The sequence below is a fragment of the Nitrobacter sp. TKz-YC01 genome (genome assembly GCF_047824785.1).
Lineage (GTDB): Bacteria > Pseudomonadota > Alphaproteobacteria > Rhizobiales > Xanthobacteraceae > Nitrobacter.
In genome coordinates this window covers 1,285,900-1,303,370 of record NZ_CP181167.1, presented here as the reverse complement: position 1 = coordinate 1,303,370, position 17,471 = coordinate 1,285,900, and the positions used below count along the sequence as shown (strand labels likewise).

The following is a 17,471-nucleotide window of genomic DNA, read 5'->3' as shown; positions in this document are numbered from 1 at the left end:
CGTCATTCGCCGACGAAACGGCCATACTTGCCGCGGGCGAACAACAGCGCCTCGTCCCGGTTATAGCTATAGGCTTCCACGGCGCCGAGGAAGATGACGTGATCTCCGCCGTAATAACGATCGACGGCTCGGCATTCAAAGTTCGCAACGCTGCCCGCCAGAAGCGGAGCGCCGCCGAGACCCGCTTTCCAGTCGGTCCCCTCGAACTTCCGGCTCGACGGCTGCGCGAACCTGGCCGCAAGACCCTGCTGTGAAGCCCCGAGCACATTGACGGCGAAGTGGCTGGCGTTCTGAAAGACGCTCATGTTCCGCGAATAGATCACGAGGCTCCACAGCACCAGCGGCGGATTCAGCGAGACCGACGCGAACGAATTGCAGGTTAACCCGTGCGGCTTTCCTTCCTCGTCGACAGCCGTGATGATGGTGACTCCCGTCGCATAGGTTCCGAGCGCGTTGCGGAAGTCGCGCGGATCGAGAGCCGACTCCCCGCTCGCCAGTTCGCGAGCCGGATCCGGCGGGTCGGGAAGTTCAGAACCGTCAGTCATCAGACGCCTCACAACGTCAGATTCTGCGACGGCAGCCCGAGGGCGACCCGGCCATAGTCTGTGCCCGCGGCATCGAAGCTGAATGCGATATGGGAATTGATCGCGTTCGCATCACGGAACTGACGCTGCAGCGGAGCACCGGCGAATAGCCCACGCGCGCCGCTTGACGCAAAAAGCAACGACACCGCTTCGGTGCACAAGGTCACGGCATAAGCGCCATCGCGCCGCCATCCGGTTTTCACCGCCATGTCGGGGACAAGCCCGCGCCGCGCATCGGACATGGCTCTGATGCAGATCGAGCGCATGACCAGGCGAGCGGCGTCGATTTTCGCGGATGCTTCGGCGATCTTGATCTGCGTGGACTGAAGATCGCCGAGCTTGGCGCGGTTGAAAGTGGTTGCGCGGTGCCGCGCGATCTCGATGTAGTCATTGAGACACCCCTGGGCGTTGCCGAGCGCCACCCCCGACAGCACGAACGGAAACAGCGCGAAGACCGGCAGCGCATAAAGCGGATTCGGATTGACGGCGCTGCCGGGTGACAGGCCTCCGGCGATATCCGCGACCGACAGGGTCATCGCCTCCTCGACGAAGACATCGTCGGCGGCAACGTCGTTCGAGCCCGTTCCTTTCAGGCCCGCGGCGTTCCACATATCGATGATCCGATAGCGCTCGCGAGGGACCAGGAAAATCCTGTACTCGATGCCATCGGCTTCGTCATCGGATGAAACGTGCCCGGCGAGCATGTTCCAGGTGCAGCAGTCCACCCCAGAGGAAAACGGCCAGCGACCCTGCAGGCGGTACCCTCCCTCAACCTTGGTGGCGCGACCGGAAGGAAACACGAAGGATGAGGCGATCAACGCATTTGGGTCTTTCGCCCAGACGGCATCCTGGGCCCGGTGATCGAACATGCCGAGCATCCAGTGATGGCTCGCAAGGTTGGCCAGCGTCCAGGCCGCCGACGCGTCGGCGACGGCAATCGCTTCGGCAAAGTCAACCAGAGCGACGTAGTCGAATTCAAGGCCGCCGGCCCGCCTCGGCTTCAGGATCTTGAATAATCCGGCCTCATGAAAATCGTTCTCGGTCTCCGGCGGCAGACGCCGCAACTCCTCGCTAAGGGCAGCCCGCTCACGCAGCTGCGGCACGAGCGCCCGCGCCCGCGCCATCACGGCCGCGTAGGCATGATCGCCCGCGCCAGACTCCGCCGGATTTGCGGGCGTGCCAGGATCGTTACCTGCCATTTGACAATCCCCCGAAATTCGGCTGGCCGACCTCGCCCATGCAGCGGACGCCGTAGGCGCACCATCCTAACTACAAGGGAGCAAAAGGGGGAGCAACAACAGATGACATCCGCCAGATCCAGCCGTTTACTGCGCGGCGACCCTGTGAGTTCGCGCGGATAGTCCTTTGTCAAGTTCAACACGGCAGCCCGAGCTGAGGCTGGGGCGGTTCTTGACCATGCAGGCGGTGATCCGGCCGATATCCGGGATCTCGGAGCTGCACAGGCGGAATGCGTCGCCCGTGCATTGTCGTTGTGCCTCAGCCGTGAAAGCAAAGCTCGGGCTGGCCAGCGCGGTCAGAACGGTCGCGACCGCCAGGATCGCGGAGACTTGACGGACAGTTTCAGCATGAACGACGGTCATCGTGGGCTCCTCGGGCTGGCCGTAACTTGCGGCCGGTGTCGATGCGCTACCCTGAGCCATTGAGCCGGGAAAAACCGTGAGGTGGATCACTCAAGTAAATATGTTAATTTTATCAACTATATAGGCCGACGGCGCCGACACGGGCCGACGGCAGAATCCCGACCGGCCGCGACGGATTGGCCTGCAAGCCGGCCGGGCGTTCACCCCGGACCTTGCCGCCGGCCAACCTCGTCAAGCATTCTCGTCCAGCATTGACGAGAGGCCGGATACCGGATCATTTCGCTAAAGTCAGCGGCGGCTGAACCATCCTACACACAATAGGCGGATTTCTACCTATTGTACCCCGAAAATGAACTGTGCGCTTTCACGCGCATTACACGGTCGGACAGGCACCGGAAAGCCGTTACGGCCGGCTCCGCCATTCCGTTCTGGAATGCTGCATCGTCAATCCTCCGTAGTTTCGATAGGCAAAGAGCATGAAGGCAATCCGCGCGGCCATTTTCTTCATCTTCTTATCCTGGGTGCCTCTGAATGCCGCGACAGCCGCGACCGCGCCGGCAGCCGGGAACGGCAAGCCGGCAAGTCCGGCCGCCGCACCCGCCGCGCCTCCTGCTCCCGCAGAGGATCTGCCGTCCGTTCCGGCGCCGGAGTTTCCGCGAGCACAGTCGAAACTCGACGAGTGGAAGCAGACGCTCGATCAGGTCGAGGCGACGCTGCGCGCCAGAGTCATTCACGACACCATGTTGAACGATCTTCGGGATCGATCCGCGACGGCGCAGCGCGAAGCACGCGAGCTGATATCAAAAATCACGCCTCGTCTCGAGGCGGCCAGCGCGCGCGCCGCCGAACTCGCGCCAAGCCCTGAAGCCACCGCTCCGCAGCCTGACGACGTGAAGCTCGAACGGGCCAAGCTGCTGGCGGAGATCGCCGCAAGGCAAGGCGTCATTCAACAGGCCAAGCTCATCAACGTGCGAGCCCAGCAAACGATCGACGCGATCTCCGATCGGCGGCGCGCGGTATTCAACGAATCCGTGCTGCAGCGCTCCGCCAGCCTCGTCAATCCCACGTTCTGGCTCACGGCCGCGAACGCAGCTCCGATCGCCGCCGGCCGCCTGGTCGATCTGCTCTCCAAGTGGGGGCGCGTGCTGTCGTCACAGCCGCTTCGCGCCGCGTCCGGCTTTGTTATCGCCGCCATCGTCGTGCTCGGATTCTTCCTGTCGCCGGGCAGGCGCTGGTGGTCACGATGGACGACGCGCGATCCGGAGATCGCCAATCCCAGCGCGCTGCGAAAGACGGGTTCCGCTGCCGCGATCGTGTTCACCGATACGGCGCTTACGGCCGTCGCGCTGCTGGTGCTGTACCAGGCGCTCCTGACGCTCGAGGTCCTCCCCGGCGACGTGACGCCGATCGTTCGGGCGCTGTTTCTGGGCATCACCTTCGGGTTCTTCTTTATCCGGCTGACCAGCGCGGTCCTCGCGCCGGGCCGCCCGTCATGGCGCCTGATCGAACTGGACAATGCCGCGGCCGACGGCCTGATCTCCTACTCGGTGCTGCTCGCCATGGTCACCGCGGTCGGCATCGTGCTGGACGCGCTCAGTCTGGCGATCGCATCGCCAATCGAGCTTACGATCGCAAGCCAGGCGATACTTGCGATCACGAAAGCGCTTCTGTTCATGGGCGCGCTGCGCGTTGCGGCCGCCACCGAAGCCGAGGAGGAATCCGCCGCACCCTCCTCCGCCCAAAGATCCGCATGGCGCCTGCTGATTCCGATCGGCTGGATGATGGCCATGGCCGCCATCATCGGACCCCTCGCGGGATATGTCGCATTAGGCCGGTTCATCACGATCGAAATGGTCGTGATGGTCGTCGCGCTCATGAGTTTCATCCTCCTGAGCCGGTTCTTGGCGGTTCTCGTCAATACGACATTCGCTTTCAATGGCGCGATCGGCCGCTTTCTGCGGCAAACCGCCGGCCTGGGGAGCGGCGCGGTCCGCCAGATCGCCGCGGTGCTCGGCGGCCTCATCCAGCTGTCCCTGATCGGACTAACGGCCTTTTTTATTCTCACGACCTGGGGAATTCGTTCCGACGACGTCGTCACGTCGATGTCGTCGGCGTTCTTCAGCTTTCAGATCGGCAACATCACCATTTCGCCGTCCCAGATTCTCGGCGCGCTTGCGGTGCTCACCATCGGCGTCGTCGCCACGCGCGCGCTCAAGCGATGGCTGGAGGAGCGTTTCCTTCCTGAAACAAATCTCGATGTCGGCGTTCGCAGTTCGATCGGCACCGGCGCGGGCTATGCGGGCGTCATTCTCGCGACCCTGATCGCGCTGTCGTATGTCGGGCTCAACCTGCAGAACGTCGCTATCGTGGCCGGCGCGCTGTCGGTCGGCATCGGCTTCGGACTGCAATCCATCATCAACAACTTCGTCTCCGGCCTGATTCTGCTTGTGGAGCGACCGATCAAGGTCGGAGACCGCATCGAGGTCGGCACCCGCATGGGCGTCGTGAAGCGCATCAACGTACGCGCCACCGAGATCGCCACCTATGATAACGTCTCGGTGATCGTGCCCAACGCGGAACTGATCAGCGGTCAGGTGGTCAACTGGATGCATGGCAGCTATTCGGCCCGTCTGTCCGTGGCGGTCAGCACCTCCAGCAATGCGGACCCGGACAAGGTTCTTGCAATCCTGCTCGAGATCGTCGGACGCCACCCGCGCGCCCTGAAGTCACCTGAACCGTTCGCAATTCTCAATAATTTCGGCCCCGACGCGCTGGAATTCTCGGTCTTCTTTCACGTCGCTCACATCGGCATCGACGCCGGCGCCGCCAACGAGGTGAGGCTCGAGATTCTCAAGCGCTTCCGTAAGGAAGGAATCGAGCTTCCGAACGCCAAGCGGGACCTGCATGTGCACAACCTCGATCGCATCGAAACCCTGGTGCGCGACCTTGCCGACAGCGAGCGTTCCGGAGCATCACGGCGGCGGATAAGATCAATAGAAAGCTGACGTTCACCGCCGAATGATGTATAGTGCGGTTTCCAGATGGCTTGGATCGTGAACTACCGAGCATGAAATGCAGGCTTCGTCCAACAGATCACTTCCCTCACTGAGTTTACGGATCGATCTCGATCCCAAGGGCCGCATCGGACCGGGTAAAATCGAGTTGCTCGAGAGCATACAGACTTGCGGCTCGATTTCAGCCGCCGGACGCGCCATGGACATGTCCTACAAGCGCGCGTGGGATCTCGTCGATGAAATAAATCGCATCTGCCGGCAGGCGGCGGTCGCGCGGCAGACCGGCGGCAAGAACGGCGGCGGCGCGGTCCTCACTCCGTTCGGGGTGTCGCTGGTTGCCCGCTATCGCAAGATCGAACGCGACGCCGCCAGCGCGGTCCACAAGGAGCTTGAGGCGCTGCGAAACGATATCCGGCACCCGAAAAAGAGCACGGAACGGGACAGGAACGTCAAGTCTCGTTGATCCGGAGCGCTTATTATCGGGCGCGGGGGCCGCGGCGAAGTCATGCCGCACCGGAACCCGGACGCTCTTGCTCTTCCCGTCGCGGCACCCTCCCCGCGCTGCGCTCTACAGCGTTTTCGAGCGAAGCATGTCCTCGGGCTTGACCCGAGGATGGACACCGGTTCGCATGAAGAAAACGCGTCAAACCAGAATCATAGAGCTTCGCTTCTGATTCCATCAGAAGCGGAAAGATTCTGGTCTCGTCTTTTCCTTCGTGATATATGTTAAGATATATCGATAGACCGGTGACGGGAGGAGAAGCCGGATGCGTGGCTCCGGGCCCCCGCAACGCCGGCTGATCATGACGAGCGCGCCACGCGAACTTGAAGGAGGCGGACCATGTTCGACGCCCAATGCGACCTTGCCGCTCTGGTCTATAGGGAGGGAGAAAATCCCGATAATGTGCTTTATGAGTTTGCTTCCGGTCTGAACGCGAGCGGCTACCGCGCCGTCGGCATCGTCCAGCTTGGCCGCCACTGCATCGATGCGGGCCTGTCAGCCATGCTGATGCCGACGGGCGAGCATCTTCAACTCCATCAAAGCCTCGATCAGGAGTCGGCAGGATGCCGGCTCGATGTCGGTCAGTTGACGAGCGCCGGTGAACGGATTGCGACAACGCTCGACGCGGGCGCGGATATTCTGATCGTCAACCGCTTTGGCCGGCAGGAACGCAAGGGCAAAGGCTTTTCCCACCTGATCGAGCGCGCGCTCGGCGACGACGTTCCGGTCGTGATCGCGGTGCCTCACCATCACTTTGATGACCTGATCAAATTCACCGGCGGCATGACCGTCAAATTACATTGCGATTACGAATCGCTGGATGCGTGGTGGGGCCTGGTGTCGACGCCCGCCGGCAGCCTGCGCCGCGCCGGTCATTCGACGGTTTGCGAGGTGATGAAATAGGCGGAGTTGCTCATTCGCCAAGACAAACACCAGAACAACGGTCAAGGCAGATTTTTAGCGTTGCAGCCGGACGCCGAGCATCACCACGGTCGCCGCCGAACTTGCGCCGGGAATGTTCGTGCTCAGTATATCGTGGCGCACCTGAGCCTTGATCTGGAATTCGCGGTTCAGCCTGTAAATGAGATCGCCGGAGATCGAGTAGATCTGGTCGGAGCGCTCTGAGCCCCGATACTCCTGCGTCGCATAGGTAAACCTGCCGATCCCGGTCAGCCAGCGGCGAAAATCGTGATCGATCTCGATGGTGTGGGAGCGGGTCAGCACGCCGGCGACACCGGGCACAAAGGATTCGTCGACAAAAGTCACCGAGGTGAACCTCGCCGTGGTCAGCGCCGACGCCGACCAGATCAGCGACCCGCTGGTGAGCAGGCCGGTCAACTGGTCGAGACGCGGGTCCGCGTAGTTGCGGGCGGTATAGCCGATCGAGGCCTCGCCGATCAGCAAACGTGTCAGTTCAAAGCTGGTCCCGACCTTCGCGTAGCCACCATGGGAGTCGCGTTGGAAGCCATCGCGATCGGCCCGCGTGTCGCGGTTGCGCGCGTCCGCCTCGACTTCGCCAAAGGGCTTGAAACCGGGCAGCAGATCATAGCTGACGCGCCCCACGGCGCCGTATTGATTGAAGTTGCGGTCCGCGTTGGACGCCGATGTGCCATCCGTCAATAGCGAGTTCTGATACATGGTGCGGTCCGCGAAACCATGCAGCGAGACCTGCAGCCTGTTGATATCGTGTTCGACGCCGGCTGTTCCCCCGGTCACGGCAAAGATCGGATATCTGGCGAGACCGGCCTGAACGTTCGGGCTGCCGGGGTTATCGATGCCGATCCGCATCCGCAGTTCCGAATTGATGCGGGTATCGCGCCTGACATCGAGACGTCCAACGGCCCTGCCGAGGAAATCAGGCCGGTCCACGACCGTCGGCACCGAGATGACCGACTGAGACGGATTGTCGACTCCCGGCGGAAAGGTTCTGTCGAATCCGGTGAACGATCCGCGCAAATCGACGAGGAGGGAGTGCCGCGTCCAATCCGACGCCGCTACGAATTCCGGCGCCACCATATAGAACGCCGATCCCTTCGGCTGATTGAAGCGACCGGGATTGGTATTGTAGCCGCCCCACAGCTCCACCGCCGACTTCACGAAAAAACTGCCGACATAATTACCCGCGGCTCCGAACGGATCGTCATCGCGCTTCAGACGCCGCCGCGCGGGCTGCCCCTCGACCTTTCCGGCCATCGCCGGAGCAATCGGCGCCGTATGGGCGGTCGATGACGGCGGAACCGATAGCGGCGGTGGCGGCGGAACGGGGATGAAGTTGCCTGGCCCCGGCGGCTGTTTCGGTTTCGGCGCGCCGGGATAAAGTTTTTTCTCCTTGCGCCGGCGATTGAGTGAATCAAAACCCGTATCGCCCACGCCCGTCGCGGCCGGGATGTCGTAGGTGGGAATCCTGCCGATGCGGGAGGGAGCTATCGTTGAGGATGCCGACGCCACCTCGCCTCCGGCGTCATCGGTCCGGCGCAAGGAAGACTCCCGCGGCTGAAACAGCCCGCCCCGAAGCGGCGTGATCTGCTCGCCGGTCAGTGTCTGCCCCCCCGCAGTCGCGCATCCCGGACCGATGAACGCCAGGCACGCCAAAGCCGCGCGCCAGATCGGTACGCTCCGGCAATAGCCCGCCGCTGGACCGGAACACACGATCCCGAAAACTCCAAGAAAAACATTCGCTTGCAACGCCCGCCTGAGGCGGGCGCACTATCGTTAATGGAGTTAAAACAATTATGGTTAACGGGCCGTTGAGGACGCTGAGCTGCATCGCATCGCACAAGCAGGCGTGCTAAGCACACCGCTCGGACAGAGCATCGCTTCGCGTCCCAGCCTTTCCGCTTCGGATGGAAACAGAAGCGAGGCTCTCGGATCTTGATTTGACGCGTTTTCTTCCCGCGAACAGGTGTCCATCCTCGGGTCAAGCCCGAGGACATGCTTCGCTCGAAAACGCCATAGCGTGGAACCAGTATGACCTCATTCAAATCAGGCACGGTGACATCCGCCATGACCGATCAGGCCAACATCGCGATCGAGTCCGCATTGCGGACCTTCGAGGCGGAGGCTGGCGGCGTGTCGGCGCTTGTCGCGGCGCTCAAATCCGATCTCGGGCCCGCATTCGCTGCTGCAACGGACCTGATCCGCAACGCCAAAGGACGGCTGATTGTCACCGGTCTCGGCAAGTCTGGCCACATCGGCCGCAAGATCGCGGCAACTTTCGCCTCGACCGGGACACCCTCCTTCTTCGTCCACGCCGCGGAAGCCAGTCATGGCGATCTCGGCATGATCACCGCCGATGATGTCATTATGGCGCTGTCCTGGTCGGGCGAGCAGCCGGAGATGAAGAATCTTATCACCTATGCCAAACGCTTCCGCATTCCCCTGATCGCCATGACGGCCGAACGCGACTCCACGCTGGGCAAGGCCGCCGACGTCGCGCTGGTGCAGCCCAAGGCGCGCGAAGCCTGCCCGCACAACCTCGCGCCGACGACATCCTCGCTGATGCAACTCGCGCTCGGCGATGGGCTCGCGATCGCGTTGCTGGAGGGCCGAGGCTTCACCTCGGTCGACTTCAGCGTGCTGCATCCCGGAGGCAAGCTCGGCGCGCTGCTGAAGTACACCCGCGACCTCATGCACAGCGGCGACGCCGTCCCCCTGAAGCCGCTCGGCACGAAGATGTCGGATGCGCTGGTCGAGATGACGTCGAAGGGGTTCGGTTGCGTCGGCGTCACTGACGGCCAGGGGAATCTGGTCGGGATCGTCACCGACGGCGACCTGCGCCGTCACATGAGGCCCGACCTGATGACGGCCCGAGTCGACGATGTCATGACGCCCCACCCCAAGACGATCGGGCGCGACCTGCTGGCGGGCGAAACGCTCGAAATCCTCAATTCATCGAAAATCACGGCGCTGATCGTGACCGAAGGGAAAAAGCCGGTCGGCATCGTGCATCTGCACGACCTGCTGCGGGCGGGCGTGGCCTGATCGGCGTTCAAGCCTGCTACGGCTCCGCAGCGGCCACGGTGAGGCTCGCGCCGTCCGCCTTCACAACCCTCACCCGGCTGCCCGCTGGCGCATCCGGTCCCGCCACCCGCCAGATCGTATCGTCGATCCGCACTATGCCCGTCCCGTCCACGATCGGCCTCTCCAGCGTGAACACGCGGCCGACCAGCGCTTCGGCGCGCCGGTTGAGGAACGGGCTGGCGGCGGCGCCCGACTCCCGACGCGCCATCCGACGCCACAGCGGCACTGCGGCGGCCGCGAACACGGCGAACATCAGGAGTTGGGTTTGCCAGGCTGGATCAAGCGCGAACGATAGCGCCCCTACCAGAAAAGCGGCCAGTCCGAGCCAGAACAGGAACACGCCGGGCGTCAGCAGTTCAAGCCCAACCAGGACGAGGCCAAGGATCAGCCAGTTCCAGTTTCCCAGCGACGCCAACAGGTCGACCATAAAACTCTCCCTCGCCCGACCATCTATCCTTGCGGCTGCATCGGCGGCGGCACCTTTGAGCCGGTATTCGGCACTGCTCCCCGTCGCGCGGCAGAGGCCGGCGCCGCGCTGTCGCCGAAGGTGGCTTTGGCGATCTCGCCGATGCCCGCCAGCGACGCCAGCATGCTGGTGGCCTCCATCGGCAGCATCACGACCTTCTGGTTCGGCGAGTTGGCAAGCTGCCCGAACGCCTTGATGTACTTGTCAGCAATAAAGTAGTTGAGCGACGCCACATCGCCCTTCGAGATCGCCTCGCTCACCATACGCGTGGCCTCGGCCTCGGCTTCCGCGGACCGTTCGCGGGCCTCGGCATCGCGGAAGGCGGCTTCCTTTCGGCCTTCGGCTTCGAGAATCTGTGACTGCTTCTGGCCCTCGGCCTTGAGAATGGCCGACTGGCGCTGGCCTTCGGCCTGAAGGATGTCGGCGCGTTTTTCGCGCTCGGCCTTCATCTGGCGGCCCATCGCCTGCACGAGGTCGGCAGGCGGCACGATGTCCTTGATCTCGATGCGGTTGACCTTCAAACCCCACGGAGTCACCGCGGCATCCACGACGCGAAGCAGCCGCTCGTTGATTTCGTCACGATGCGACAGCACCTGGTCGAGGTCCATCGAGCCCATGACCGAGCGGATATTGGTCATTGTCAGGGTCACGATGGATTGGGTGAGGTTCGCCACCTCGTAGCTCGCCTTGGCCGCATCGAACACCTGGTAAAAGGCGACGCCGTCCACCGTAACCGTCGCGTTGTCCTTGGTGATGACCTCCTGCTGGGGAATTTCGATCACCTGCTCCATCATGTTCATCTTGCGGCCAACGCGGTCGATATAGGGAATGATGAGATTGAGGCCAGGGCCGAGCGTCCGCGTGTACTTGCCAAACCGTTCGATGGTCCAGTCGTGGCCTTGCGGCACGGTCTTGACGCCGGCCAGCAGCGTCAGGATCACGAGTCCCACAACAGCAATCGCGAAAATATCGAACCCGGTCATAAAACTCTCCCTGCGAGGCGCCGTCCCTTCAGGAACGCCATGCGCTCGCCGCCATCCGCATAATGCAAGACTGTGAACTGCCGGTTAGTCGCCACCGGAACGGGTAAGGTTCGATCGGCCGAGCGAAACGCGCGGAGAGTCCGGCATCGGTGACTCGACCCGGCCGGAAAACGGAGCAAGCCTCTCGCCCGGCGCTTCACGCCCTCTCGGGTGAAGAGGTCTTCACCTCGCGCGGCTATCTGGAATAGCTACAAGGAAGTCCGCCTAGATCCAGCCCTGAAGCTCGCGCAGCACCAGATTCCGGATCACATCCATGCCGGGATCGCTATCGTTCAGGCATGGTATCGCGGTGAACTCCTCGCCCCCGTTCTGGCGGAAGATATGCGCATTCTCCTGCGCGATTTCCTCCAGCGTCTCCAGGCAGTCGGCGGAGAATCCTGGGTTGACGACGGCGAGACGCTTCACGCCGTCCTTCGCGAGTTTCTCGACGGTCTTGTCGGTGTAGGGCTGCAACCACTCATCGAAGCCGAAGCGCGACTGGAACGTCAGCATCAGCTTCGACGCATCGAGCCCCATCCGCTTGCGCAGCGCCTCGGTGGTCGCGACGCAATGCCCCTGATACGGATCGCCCTTGTCGACATAGGTCTGCGGCATGCCGTGGAACGACGCCATGATGACCTCGGGCATGAACGGAAGCGAGGCGAGATGACTCTCGATCGAAACCGCCAGCGCCTCGATATAATCGGGGTCGTCGTAGTAGGGCGGCGTCACCCGCAGCGTCGGCTGGGCACGCATCTCGCTGAGAATGCGAAATGCCTCGTCGCATACGGTGGCGGATGTCGTCGCCGAATATTGCGGATAGAGCGGCACCACCAGCAGCCTGTCGCAGCCCTGCGCCGCCAGCGCCGCGATGCGCGATCGCATCGACGGATTGCCATACCGCATCGCCCAATCGACGACGACATGGTCGTGACCTTCGAGCGCGGCGGTGAGCTTGTCCGACTGCGAGCGGGTGATGGTCTTGAGCGGTGACTCATCGAGCTCGGTATTCCAGATTTTCAGGTAATCAAGCGCCTTGCGGCGCGGACGGGTGTTCAGGATGATGCCGTTCAGCACCAGCTTCCAACCCAGGCCCTGCTTCTCGATGACGCGCGGATCCGATAGAAACTCCTTCAGATACACCCGCACGCCGCGAGCATCGGCCGTATCCGGGGTGCCGAGGTTGACGAGCAGAACGCCGACGCGCTCGCGCGGCGCGCTCGCCGCAGTTCCAGCCTTGTCGATAGGAAGGGCGACAGTCATGTCCGTCTGGCTTCGCGCGCCGGTCCGTTCTTGTCAAGCCCACGCATCTGCCGATACGGTTGCGAACCGGCGGCTGAGGGAGTTGCGATGACGATCGCTGAATGGTGTGTCTTCGGTGCGGTCATTCTGTACCTGCTGACGATCGTGCCGTTCAAGGCGCTGGGGTTGCCCCGCTTCGACAACGCCCGGCCGCGCGATACCGGATTCTACGACGATCCGCTGCGTGCCCGCGCGCTCGGAGCGCACCTGAACGGCATCGAAACCTTTCCCTTCTTTGCTGCCGCCGTTCTGCTTGCGGAATTTCGCGATGCGCCCCAGCGTCTGATCGACGAACTGGCGATCCTTTACCTGATCGTCCGCGCCGCCTATGTCGTGACCTATATCGGCGACCGCCCGACGCTGCGCTCTATCCTCTGGGGCGTCGGCTTCGCCATCAACACCGCGATCTTCTTCCTGCCCGCGATCCGGCACTGGCTGCCTTCCTGACGCGCGCGGAAAGGGAGCCAGTCAACTTCCTTTACGCCGCCTGCGACGTTTCCAGCAGTCCACGTCTCCGCAACAGCGCCCCCGGCTCCGGCCCGCGGCCACGGAAGGCGATATAGGCTTCTTCCGGATCGCGCGATCCACCCGATGAATAAATATCATCGTGCAGCCGCCTGGCTGTCTCCGGATCGAAGATATCGCCGGTCTCCTCAAAGGCTCCGAACGCGTCGGCGTCCATCACCTCCGACCACATATAGCTGTAATAGCCGGCCGCATAGTGATCGCCGGAGAAGATGTGGCCGAACTGGGTCGGCCGGTGCCGCATCGCGATTTCCGCCGGCATCCCGATCTTTTCCATCGTGGCGCGTTCGAAAGCCCTGACATCGCTGATCGCCGCGGCGGGCCGGCTGTGGAATTCCATATCCATCAGCGCCGAGGCGACGAATTCGACGGTGGCGAAGCCCTGGTTGAACTGTCGCGCCGCGAGGAAGCGCTCCAGCAGATCATCCGGCGGCGGCTCTCCGGTCTGGTAGTGCCTTGCGAACTGTCGCAGCACCTGAGGCTGTTCCTGCCAGTGCTCGTAGAGCTGCGAGGGCAGTTCGACGAAATCGGTGAACACGCTGGTCCCCGACAACGAAGGATAGGTGACGTTCGACAGCATGCCGTGCAAACCGTGACCGAGTTCATGGAACAGCGTGCGCGCATCGTCCGGAGACAGCAGCGCGGGCTGGCCGTTCGCGCCTTTGGCGAAATTGCAGACGTTCACGACCAGTGGCGCGACCTCGCCGTCGAGCGTCTGCTGATCGCGCAGCGAGGTCATCCATGCGCCTGACCGTTTCGAGGCGCGGGCGAAGTAGTCGCCGTAGAACAGCGCCCGATGCTTACCGGCGGCACCCTGCACTTCCCAGACGCGAACGTCGGGATGCCAGACCGGGATATCCTTGCGCTCGGAGAAAGTGAGCCCGAACAGCCGATGCGCGCAGTCGAAGGCCGCGGCGATCATCCCCTCCAGCGTCAGATAAGGCTTGATCGCCGCATCGTCGAAATCGGCACGTATCTGCCGCAGCTTTTCGGCGTAGTAGCGCCAGTCCCAGGGCGCGAGGGTGAAGTTGCCGCCCTCCTCCGCGATCAAGCCCTGCAAGGCATCGCGGTCGGCGAGCGCCCGCGCGCGGGCCGGCGTCCAGACCCGCTCCAGCAGGCCGCGCGCGGCTTCCGGCGTCTTGGCCATCGAGTCTTCCAGACGATAGGCGGCGAAGCTCGGATAGCCCAGAAGACTTGCGGCTTCCTCGCGAAGCGCGAGGATCTCGACGATGGCTGCGTTGTTGTCGTTGGCGTTGCCGTTGTCGCCGCGGGCTGTAAACGCCTTGTAAACCTTCTCGCGAAGATCGCGGCGGCGCGAGCTCTTGAGAAAGGTCTCCACTGATGAGCGCGAGGTGGTCACGATGGCCTTGCCGGGCAGCGCGCGCTCCTCCGCCGCGGCACGCGCCGCCGCGACGAAGCTGTCCGGCAGGCCGTCCAGGTCATCCTCGCCGAGTTCGAGGAACCACTCCTGCTCGTCGCCGAGAAGATGATGGCCGAAGGTGGTGCCAAGATGGGCCAGCCGTTCGTTGATCGTGGCCATCCGCGCCTTCGCGGTCTCATCGAGACCGGCGCCGGCCCGGTGAAAGCGCGTGTAGGTGCGTTCCAGCAGCCGCAACTGTTCGGCGGTCAGTCCGAGCGTTGCGCGATTCTCGTGGAGTTGCGCGATGCGGCCGAACAGCACCGCGTTCATCAGGATCGGATTCCAGTGCCGCGCCATGCGCGAGGAGACATCCTTGTCGATATCGAGCAGCGCGGGATTGGAGTGCGCCGACACCAGATTGTAAAACACGGCCGCGATCTTCGCGAGCAGCCTGCCTGAGCGTTCCAGCGCGGTGATGGTGTTGGCGAAGTCCGGCGCCGACGGATCATGCGCGATCGCGGCGACCTCGGCGGCATGATCGATGAACGCTCGTTCAAAGGCGGGCAGAAAGTGATCAGGCGCGATCTCCCCGAACGGCGGAGCCTGGAAAGGCGTCCGCCACGGCCTCAGCAGCGGATTGTCTGTTCCGGGGCCGGAAACGACAGGCGACGATTGAGACGTGTCTGACATAAGGTTTTGCTTTCGCCTGCTGCTGCACATTTTAGCCGCGATCCAGCGGCGCCGGAACTATAACACGCGACAGAGCCCTTTGGTGCCTTTAGCGCTTGCCGCGGCCGGCATTTTCAGAGAGATTGCCGCCCTCAACCCGATACTTGGACGAACGGAATACTTGAACGAACGGAATCTTTGGACATGAGTTCTCAACCTGCCTCTTCCGCCTCACGCAAGATCGCCTGGCCCAGCGTCATCACCGTCATTTCGGCGGCGATCCTGATCGGCGCGGAAGTTTTCGGCGCGGCGTTCGCCGGCGGCTGGGCGCTCGCGATTCTGTTCGGACTGAGCGAGATGGAGGGTCACATCCTGCAAGCGGTGCTGTTCGTGATCGGCGTGTTCGTCATGATCAATTTCGTCCGCGCCGCGCAGCGCATCGAACCCTTCGTGCGGCGCACCTGAGAGAAACCCCTGCGGGACAGGGCTAACCTGCACTCTTCGCGCGCGTCATCGGACCGTTTCATTAAAACAATTTTAAACTCACGTTCATCATCGGCGCGCGATTGCGGCATTTCGACAACGTCGTGGAGAAACCGCGCTTCGCTCGAAGAAAGTTGTTGCGAAGCCCGATCAAAAGACTTATCTCCGCTACTGCCCAATTTCGCACGTGCCTGTGGTCGTGTGTCAGTCGGTAGGTATCCGGACAAGAGGCCGGACAGCCGCCAAGGGTGAAGCAGCCGAGGGTCGCCCGGATCGATCGAGACTCAAATCGATTGAAACCGGGAGGCCAGCATCTCTCTCCAGGGATGCCGATGAAGGCGATTCACTCCTTGCAACCGTGACTGGCAGCCGGAGGCGAACCGGCGCACCCCGCTCTCAACGGGGGACGCGACTTAAAGCAACGACGGATCGGGCTTTTTTGGTCTCTACCGGCCTTCCACCGCCGGCGCGGGCTACTGAAAAGGCTTGTCCTTCATTGCCAGGTGTGCGGGCGGGATTCATCCCAACCAATCCACGGCAGCACAGTTGATCTGAGCTCAAGGCGTTGTCGCGTCTCCATCGTGCGACCGCGCCGGAACGTTCAGTCCGACGTCATTTTGAGCGAGTCCGTCGCTGGACCGTTTGGAGGGTGCTATGACCGAACGCATTCGGGAATTCCTGCGCGACCGCCGCAACAAAGGCAACGATACCGAGCCGTGCCTCGTGGTCGATCTCGACATCGTGCGCGACAACTATCAGGCCTTCGCGAAGGCGTTGCCGGACTCGCGCGTGTTCTACGCCGTGAAGGCCAACCCCGCGCCTGAAGTGTTGAGCCTGCTTGCCTCGCTCGGTTCGTGCTTCGATACCGCGACCGTCGCCGAGATTGAAATGGCGCTCGCCGCCGGCGCGACGCCGGACCGCATCTCCTTCGGCAACACCATCAAGAAGGAGCGCGATATCGCGCGCGCCTACGCGCTCGGCATTCGCCTGTTCGCCGTGGATTGCCATGCGGAAGTCGAGAAGATCGCCCGCGCCGCGCCGGGAGCGAAGGTGTTCTGCCGCATCCTCTACGATTGCGGGGGCGCGGAGTGGCCGCTGTCGCGCAAGTTCGGCTGCGACCCGGAAATGGCCGTCGAAGTGCTCGACCTCGCCAAGCGCCTCAGCCTCGAGCCGATCGGCATTTCGTTCCATGTCGGTTCGCAGCAGCGCAAGGTGAAAGCCTGGGATCGTGCTCTGGCGATGGTCTCGCAAGTGTTCCGCAACTGCGCCGAGCGTGGAATCAACCTGACCATGGTCAACATGGGCGGGGGGTTTCCGACGAGGTATCTGAAGGACGTTCCGCCGGTCGTGCAGTACGGCCGGTCGATCTTCCGCGCGCTGCGCAAGCACTTCGGCAATCAGATCCCGGAGACCATCATCGAGCCGGGCCGCGGCATGGTCGGCAACGCCGGCGTGATCGAGACGGAAGTCGTTCTGATCTCCAGGAAGAACGACAACGACGAGAGCCGCTGGGTCTATCTCGACATCGGCAAGTTCGGCGGCCTCGCGGAGACCATGGACGAGTCGATCCGCTACGCGATCAGGACGCCGCACGACGGCGCCGAGATGACACCTTGCGTGCTGGCCGGCCCGACCTGCGACTCGGCCGACGTGCTCTACGAGAAGCAGCCCTATCCGCTGCCGGTCACGCTCGAGATCGGCGACAAGCTGCTGATCGAGGGCACCGGCGCTTATACGTCGACCTACTCGTCGGTGGCCTTCAACGGCTTTCCGCCGCTGAGGACGTATCACATCTGACGCAAGCTCTTCCTCCCCGTTCGCGGAGAGATGAAGAGAGTCGGGAGCCGGTTCGCCGGCTTCCTCCCTGTCACAATTCTGGCTGATGACACGCCGCGCGACTGATCGAGTTGCCGGAGGGGGATG

Annotated in this window: 16 protein-coding genes; 7 read left to right on the top strand and 9 right to left on the bottom strand. The window is 62.9% G+C overall.

All coding sequences use genetic code 11. The features are described from left to right. Positions 1-2: 2 nt before the first annotated feature. From ACMYR2_RS06195 to ACMYR2_RS06180, 4 genes are all read right to left on the bottom strand, one after another. Positions 3-545: a flavin reductase family protein gene (locus ACMYR2_RS06195; RefSeq protein ID WP_347262715.1), complete on the bottom strand. Its 543-nt coding sequence runs from the start codon at positions 543-545 to the stop codon at positions 3-5. Positions 546-553: 8 nt separating this feature from the next. Further along, positions 554-1,783, bottom strand: coding sequence for an acyl-CoA dehydrogenase family protein (locus ACMYR2_RS06190; protein WP_347262714.1), 1,230 nt, complete (start codon positions 1,781-1,783; stop codon positions 554-556). A gap of 126 nt (positions 1,784-1,909) precedes the next feature. Beyond that, positions 1,910-2,185 (bottom strand): hypothetical protein, encoded by a 276-nt coding sequence (locus ACMYR2_RS06185; protein ID WP_347262713.1) that lies wholly within the window; start codon positions 2,183-2,185, stop codon positions 1,910-1,912. 112 nt (positions 2,186-2,297) lie between these two features. Further along, positions 2,298-2,420, bottom strand: a complete 123-nt coding sequence (locus tag ACMYR2_RS06180; protein ID WP_416193867.1) for a hypothetical protein — start codon at positions 2,418-2,420, stop codon at positions 2,298-2,300. 241 nt (positions 2,421-2,661) lie between these two features. Between ACMYR2_RS06180 and ACMYR2_RS06175 the strand changes: the two genes are divergently transcribed. The 3 genes from ACMYR2_RS06175 (at position 2,662) to ACMYR2_RS06165 (ending at position 6,604) form a co-directional block, all read left to right on the top strand. Beyond that, entirely contained in the window at positions 2,662-5,190 is a 2,529-nt protein-coding gene (locus ACMYR2_RS06175) for a DUF3772 domain-containing protein (protein WP_416193866.1), read from the top strand. A 67-nt stretch (positions 5,191-5,257) separates the two neighbouring features. Further along, complete coding sequence (locus ACMYR2_RS06170; RefSeq protein ID WP_253356356.1) at positions 5,258-5,662, top strand: winged helix-turn-helix domain-containing protein; 405 nt, start codon at positions 5,258-5,260, stop codon at positions 5,660-5,662. Positions 5,663-6,040: 378 nt separating this feature from the next. Continuing rightward, on the top strand, positions 6,041-6,604 hold the full coding sequence (locus ACMYR2_RS06165) for a DUF2478 domain-containing protein (RefSeq protein ID WP_347262709.1): 564 nt from the start codon (positions 6,041-6,043) through the stop codon (positions 6,602-6,604). A gap of 54 nt (positions 6,605-6,658) precedes the next feature. Here the strand turns inward: ACMYR2_RS06165 and ACMYR2_RS06160 are convergent, their stop codons facing one another. After that, positions 6,659-8,350: an outer membrane beta-barrel protein gene (locus tag ACMYR2_RS06160; protein WP_416193865.1), complete on the bottom strand. Its 1,692-nt coding sequence runs from the start codon at positions 8,348-8,350 to the stop codon at positions 6,659-6,661. Positions 8,351-8,668: 318 nt separating this feature from the next. Here ACMYR2_RS06160 and ACMYR2_RS06155 point away from each other — a divergent pair, with 318 nt between their 5' ends. Continuing rightward, positions 8,669-9,682 (top strand): KpsF/GutQ family sugar-phosphate isomerase, encoded by a 1,014-nt coding sequence (locus tag ACMYR2_RS06155; RefSeq protein ID WP_347262707.1) that lies wholly within the window; start codon positions 8,669-8,671, stop codon positions 9,680-9,682. Between the two features lie 16 nt (positions 9,683-9,698). On the opposite strand, the gene ACMYR2_RS06150 is transcribed toward ACMYR2_RS06155, so the two are convergent. The 3 genes from ACMYR2_RS06150 to hemH form a co-directional block, all read right to left on the bottom strand. Then, positions 9,699-10,148: an NfeD family protein gene (locus ACMYR2_RS06150; RefSeq protein WP_347262706.1), complete on the bottom strand. Its 450-nt coding sequence runs from the start codon at positions 10,146-10,148 to the stop codon at positions 9,699-9,701. 23 nt (positions 10,149-10,171) lie between these two features. Then, positions 10,172-11,170 carry an SPFH domain-containing protein gene (locus tag ACMYR2_RS06145; RefSeq protein WP_347262705.1) on the bottom strand — a complete coding sequence of 333 codons (999 nt, stop codon included), beginning with the start codon at positions 11,168-11,170 and terminating at the stop codon, positions 10,172-10,174. A 264-nt stretch (positions 11,171-11,434) separates the two neighbouring features. Further along, positions 11,435-12,472 (bottom strand): ferrochelatase, encoded by a 1,038-nt coding sequence (gene hemH, locus ACMYR2_RS06140; RefSeq protein ID WP_347262704.1) that lies wholly within the window; start codon positions 12,470-12,472, stop codon positions 11,435-11,437. 87 nt (positions 12,473-12,559) lie between these two features. Between hemH and ACMYR2_RS06135 the strand changes: the two genes are divergently transcribed. Next, the gene (locus ACMYR2_RS06135) at positions 12,560-12,958 is read left to right on the top strand and encodes an MAPEG family protein (RefSeq protein ID WP_347262703.1); all 399 of its coding nucleotides are present in this window, start codon (positions 12,560-12,562) and stop codon (positions 12,956-12,958) included. Between the two features lie 31 nt (positions 12,959-12,989). Here ACMYR2_RS06135 and ACMYR2_RS06130 read toward each other — a convergent pair whose 3' ends face one another. Beyond that, positions 12,990-15,086: a M3 family metallopeptidase gene (locus tag ACMYR2_RS06130; RefSeq protein WP_347262702.1), complete on the bottom strand. Its 2,097-nt coding sequence runs from the start codon at positions 15,084-15,086 to the stop codon at positions 12,990-12,992. Between the two features lie 183 nt (positions 15,087-15,269). Here ACMYR2_RS06130 and ACMYR2_RS06125 point away from each other — a divergent pair, with 183 nt between their 5' ends. Continuing rightward, the gene (locus ACMYR2_RS06125; protein WP_347262701.1) at positions 15,270-15,530 is read left to right on the top strand and encodes a hypothetical protein; all 261 of its coding nucleotides are present in this window, start codon (positions 15,270-15,272) and stop codon (positions 15,528-15,530) included. A gap of 672 nt (positions 15,531-16,202) precedes the next feature. Then, positions 16,203-17,345, top strand: coding sequence for a type III PLP-dependent enzyme (locus tag ACMYR2_RS06120; protein WP_416193864.1), 1,143 nt, complete (start codon positions 16,203-16,205; stop codon positions 17,343-17,345). The last annotated feature ends 126 nt before the right edge of the window (positions 17,346-17,471 follow it).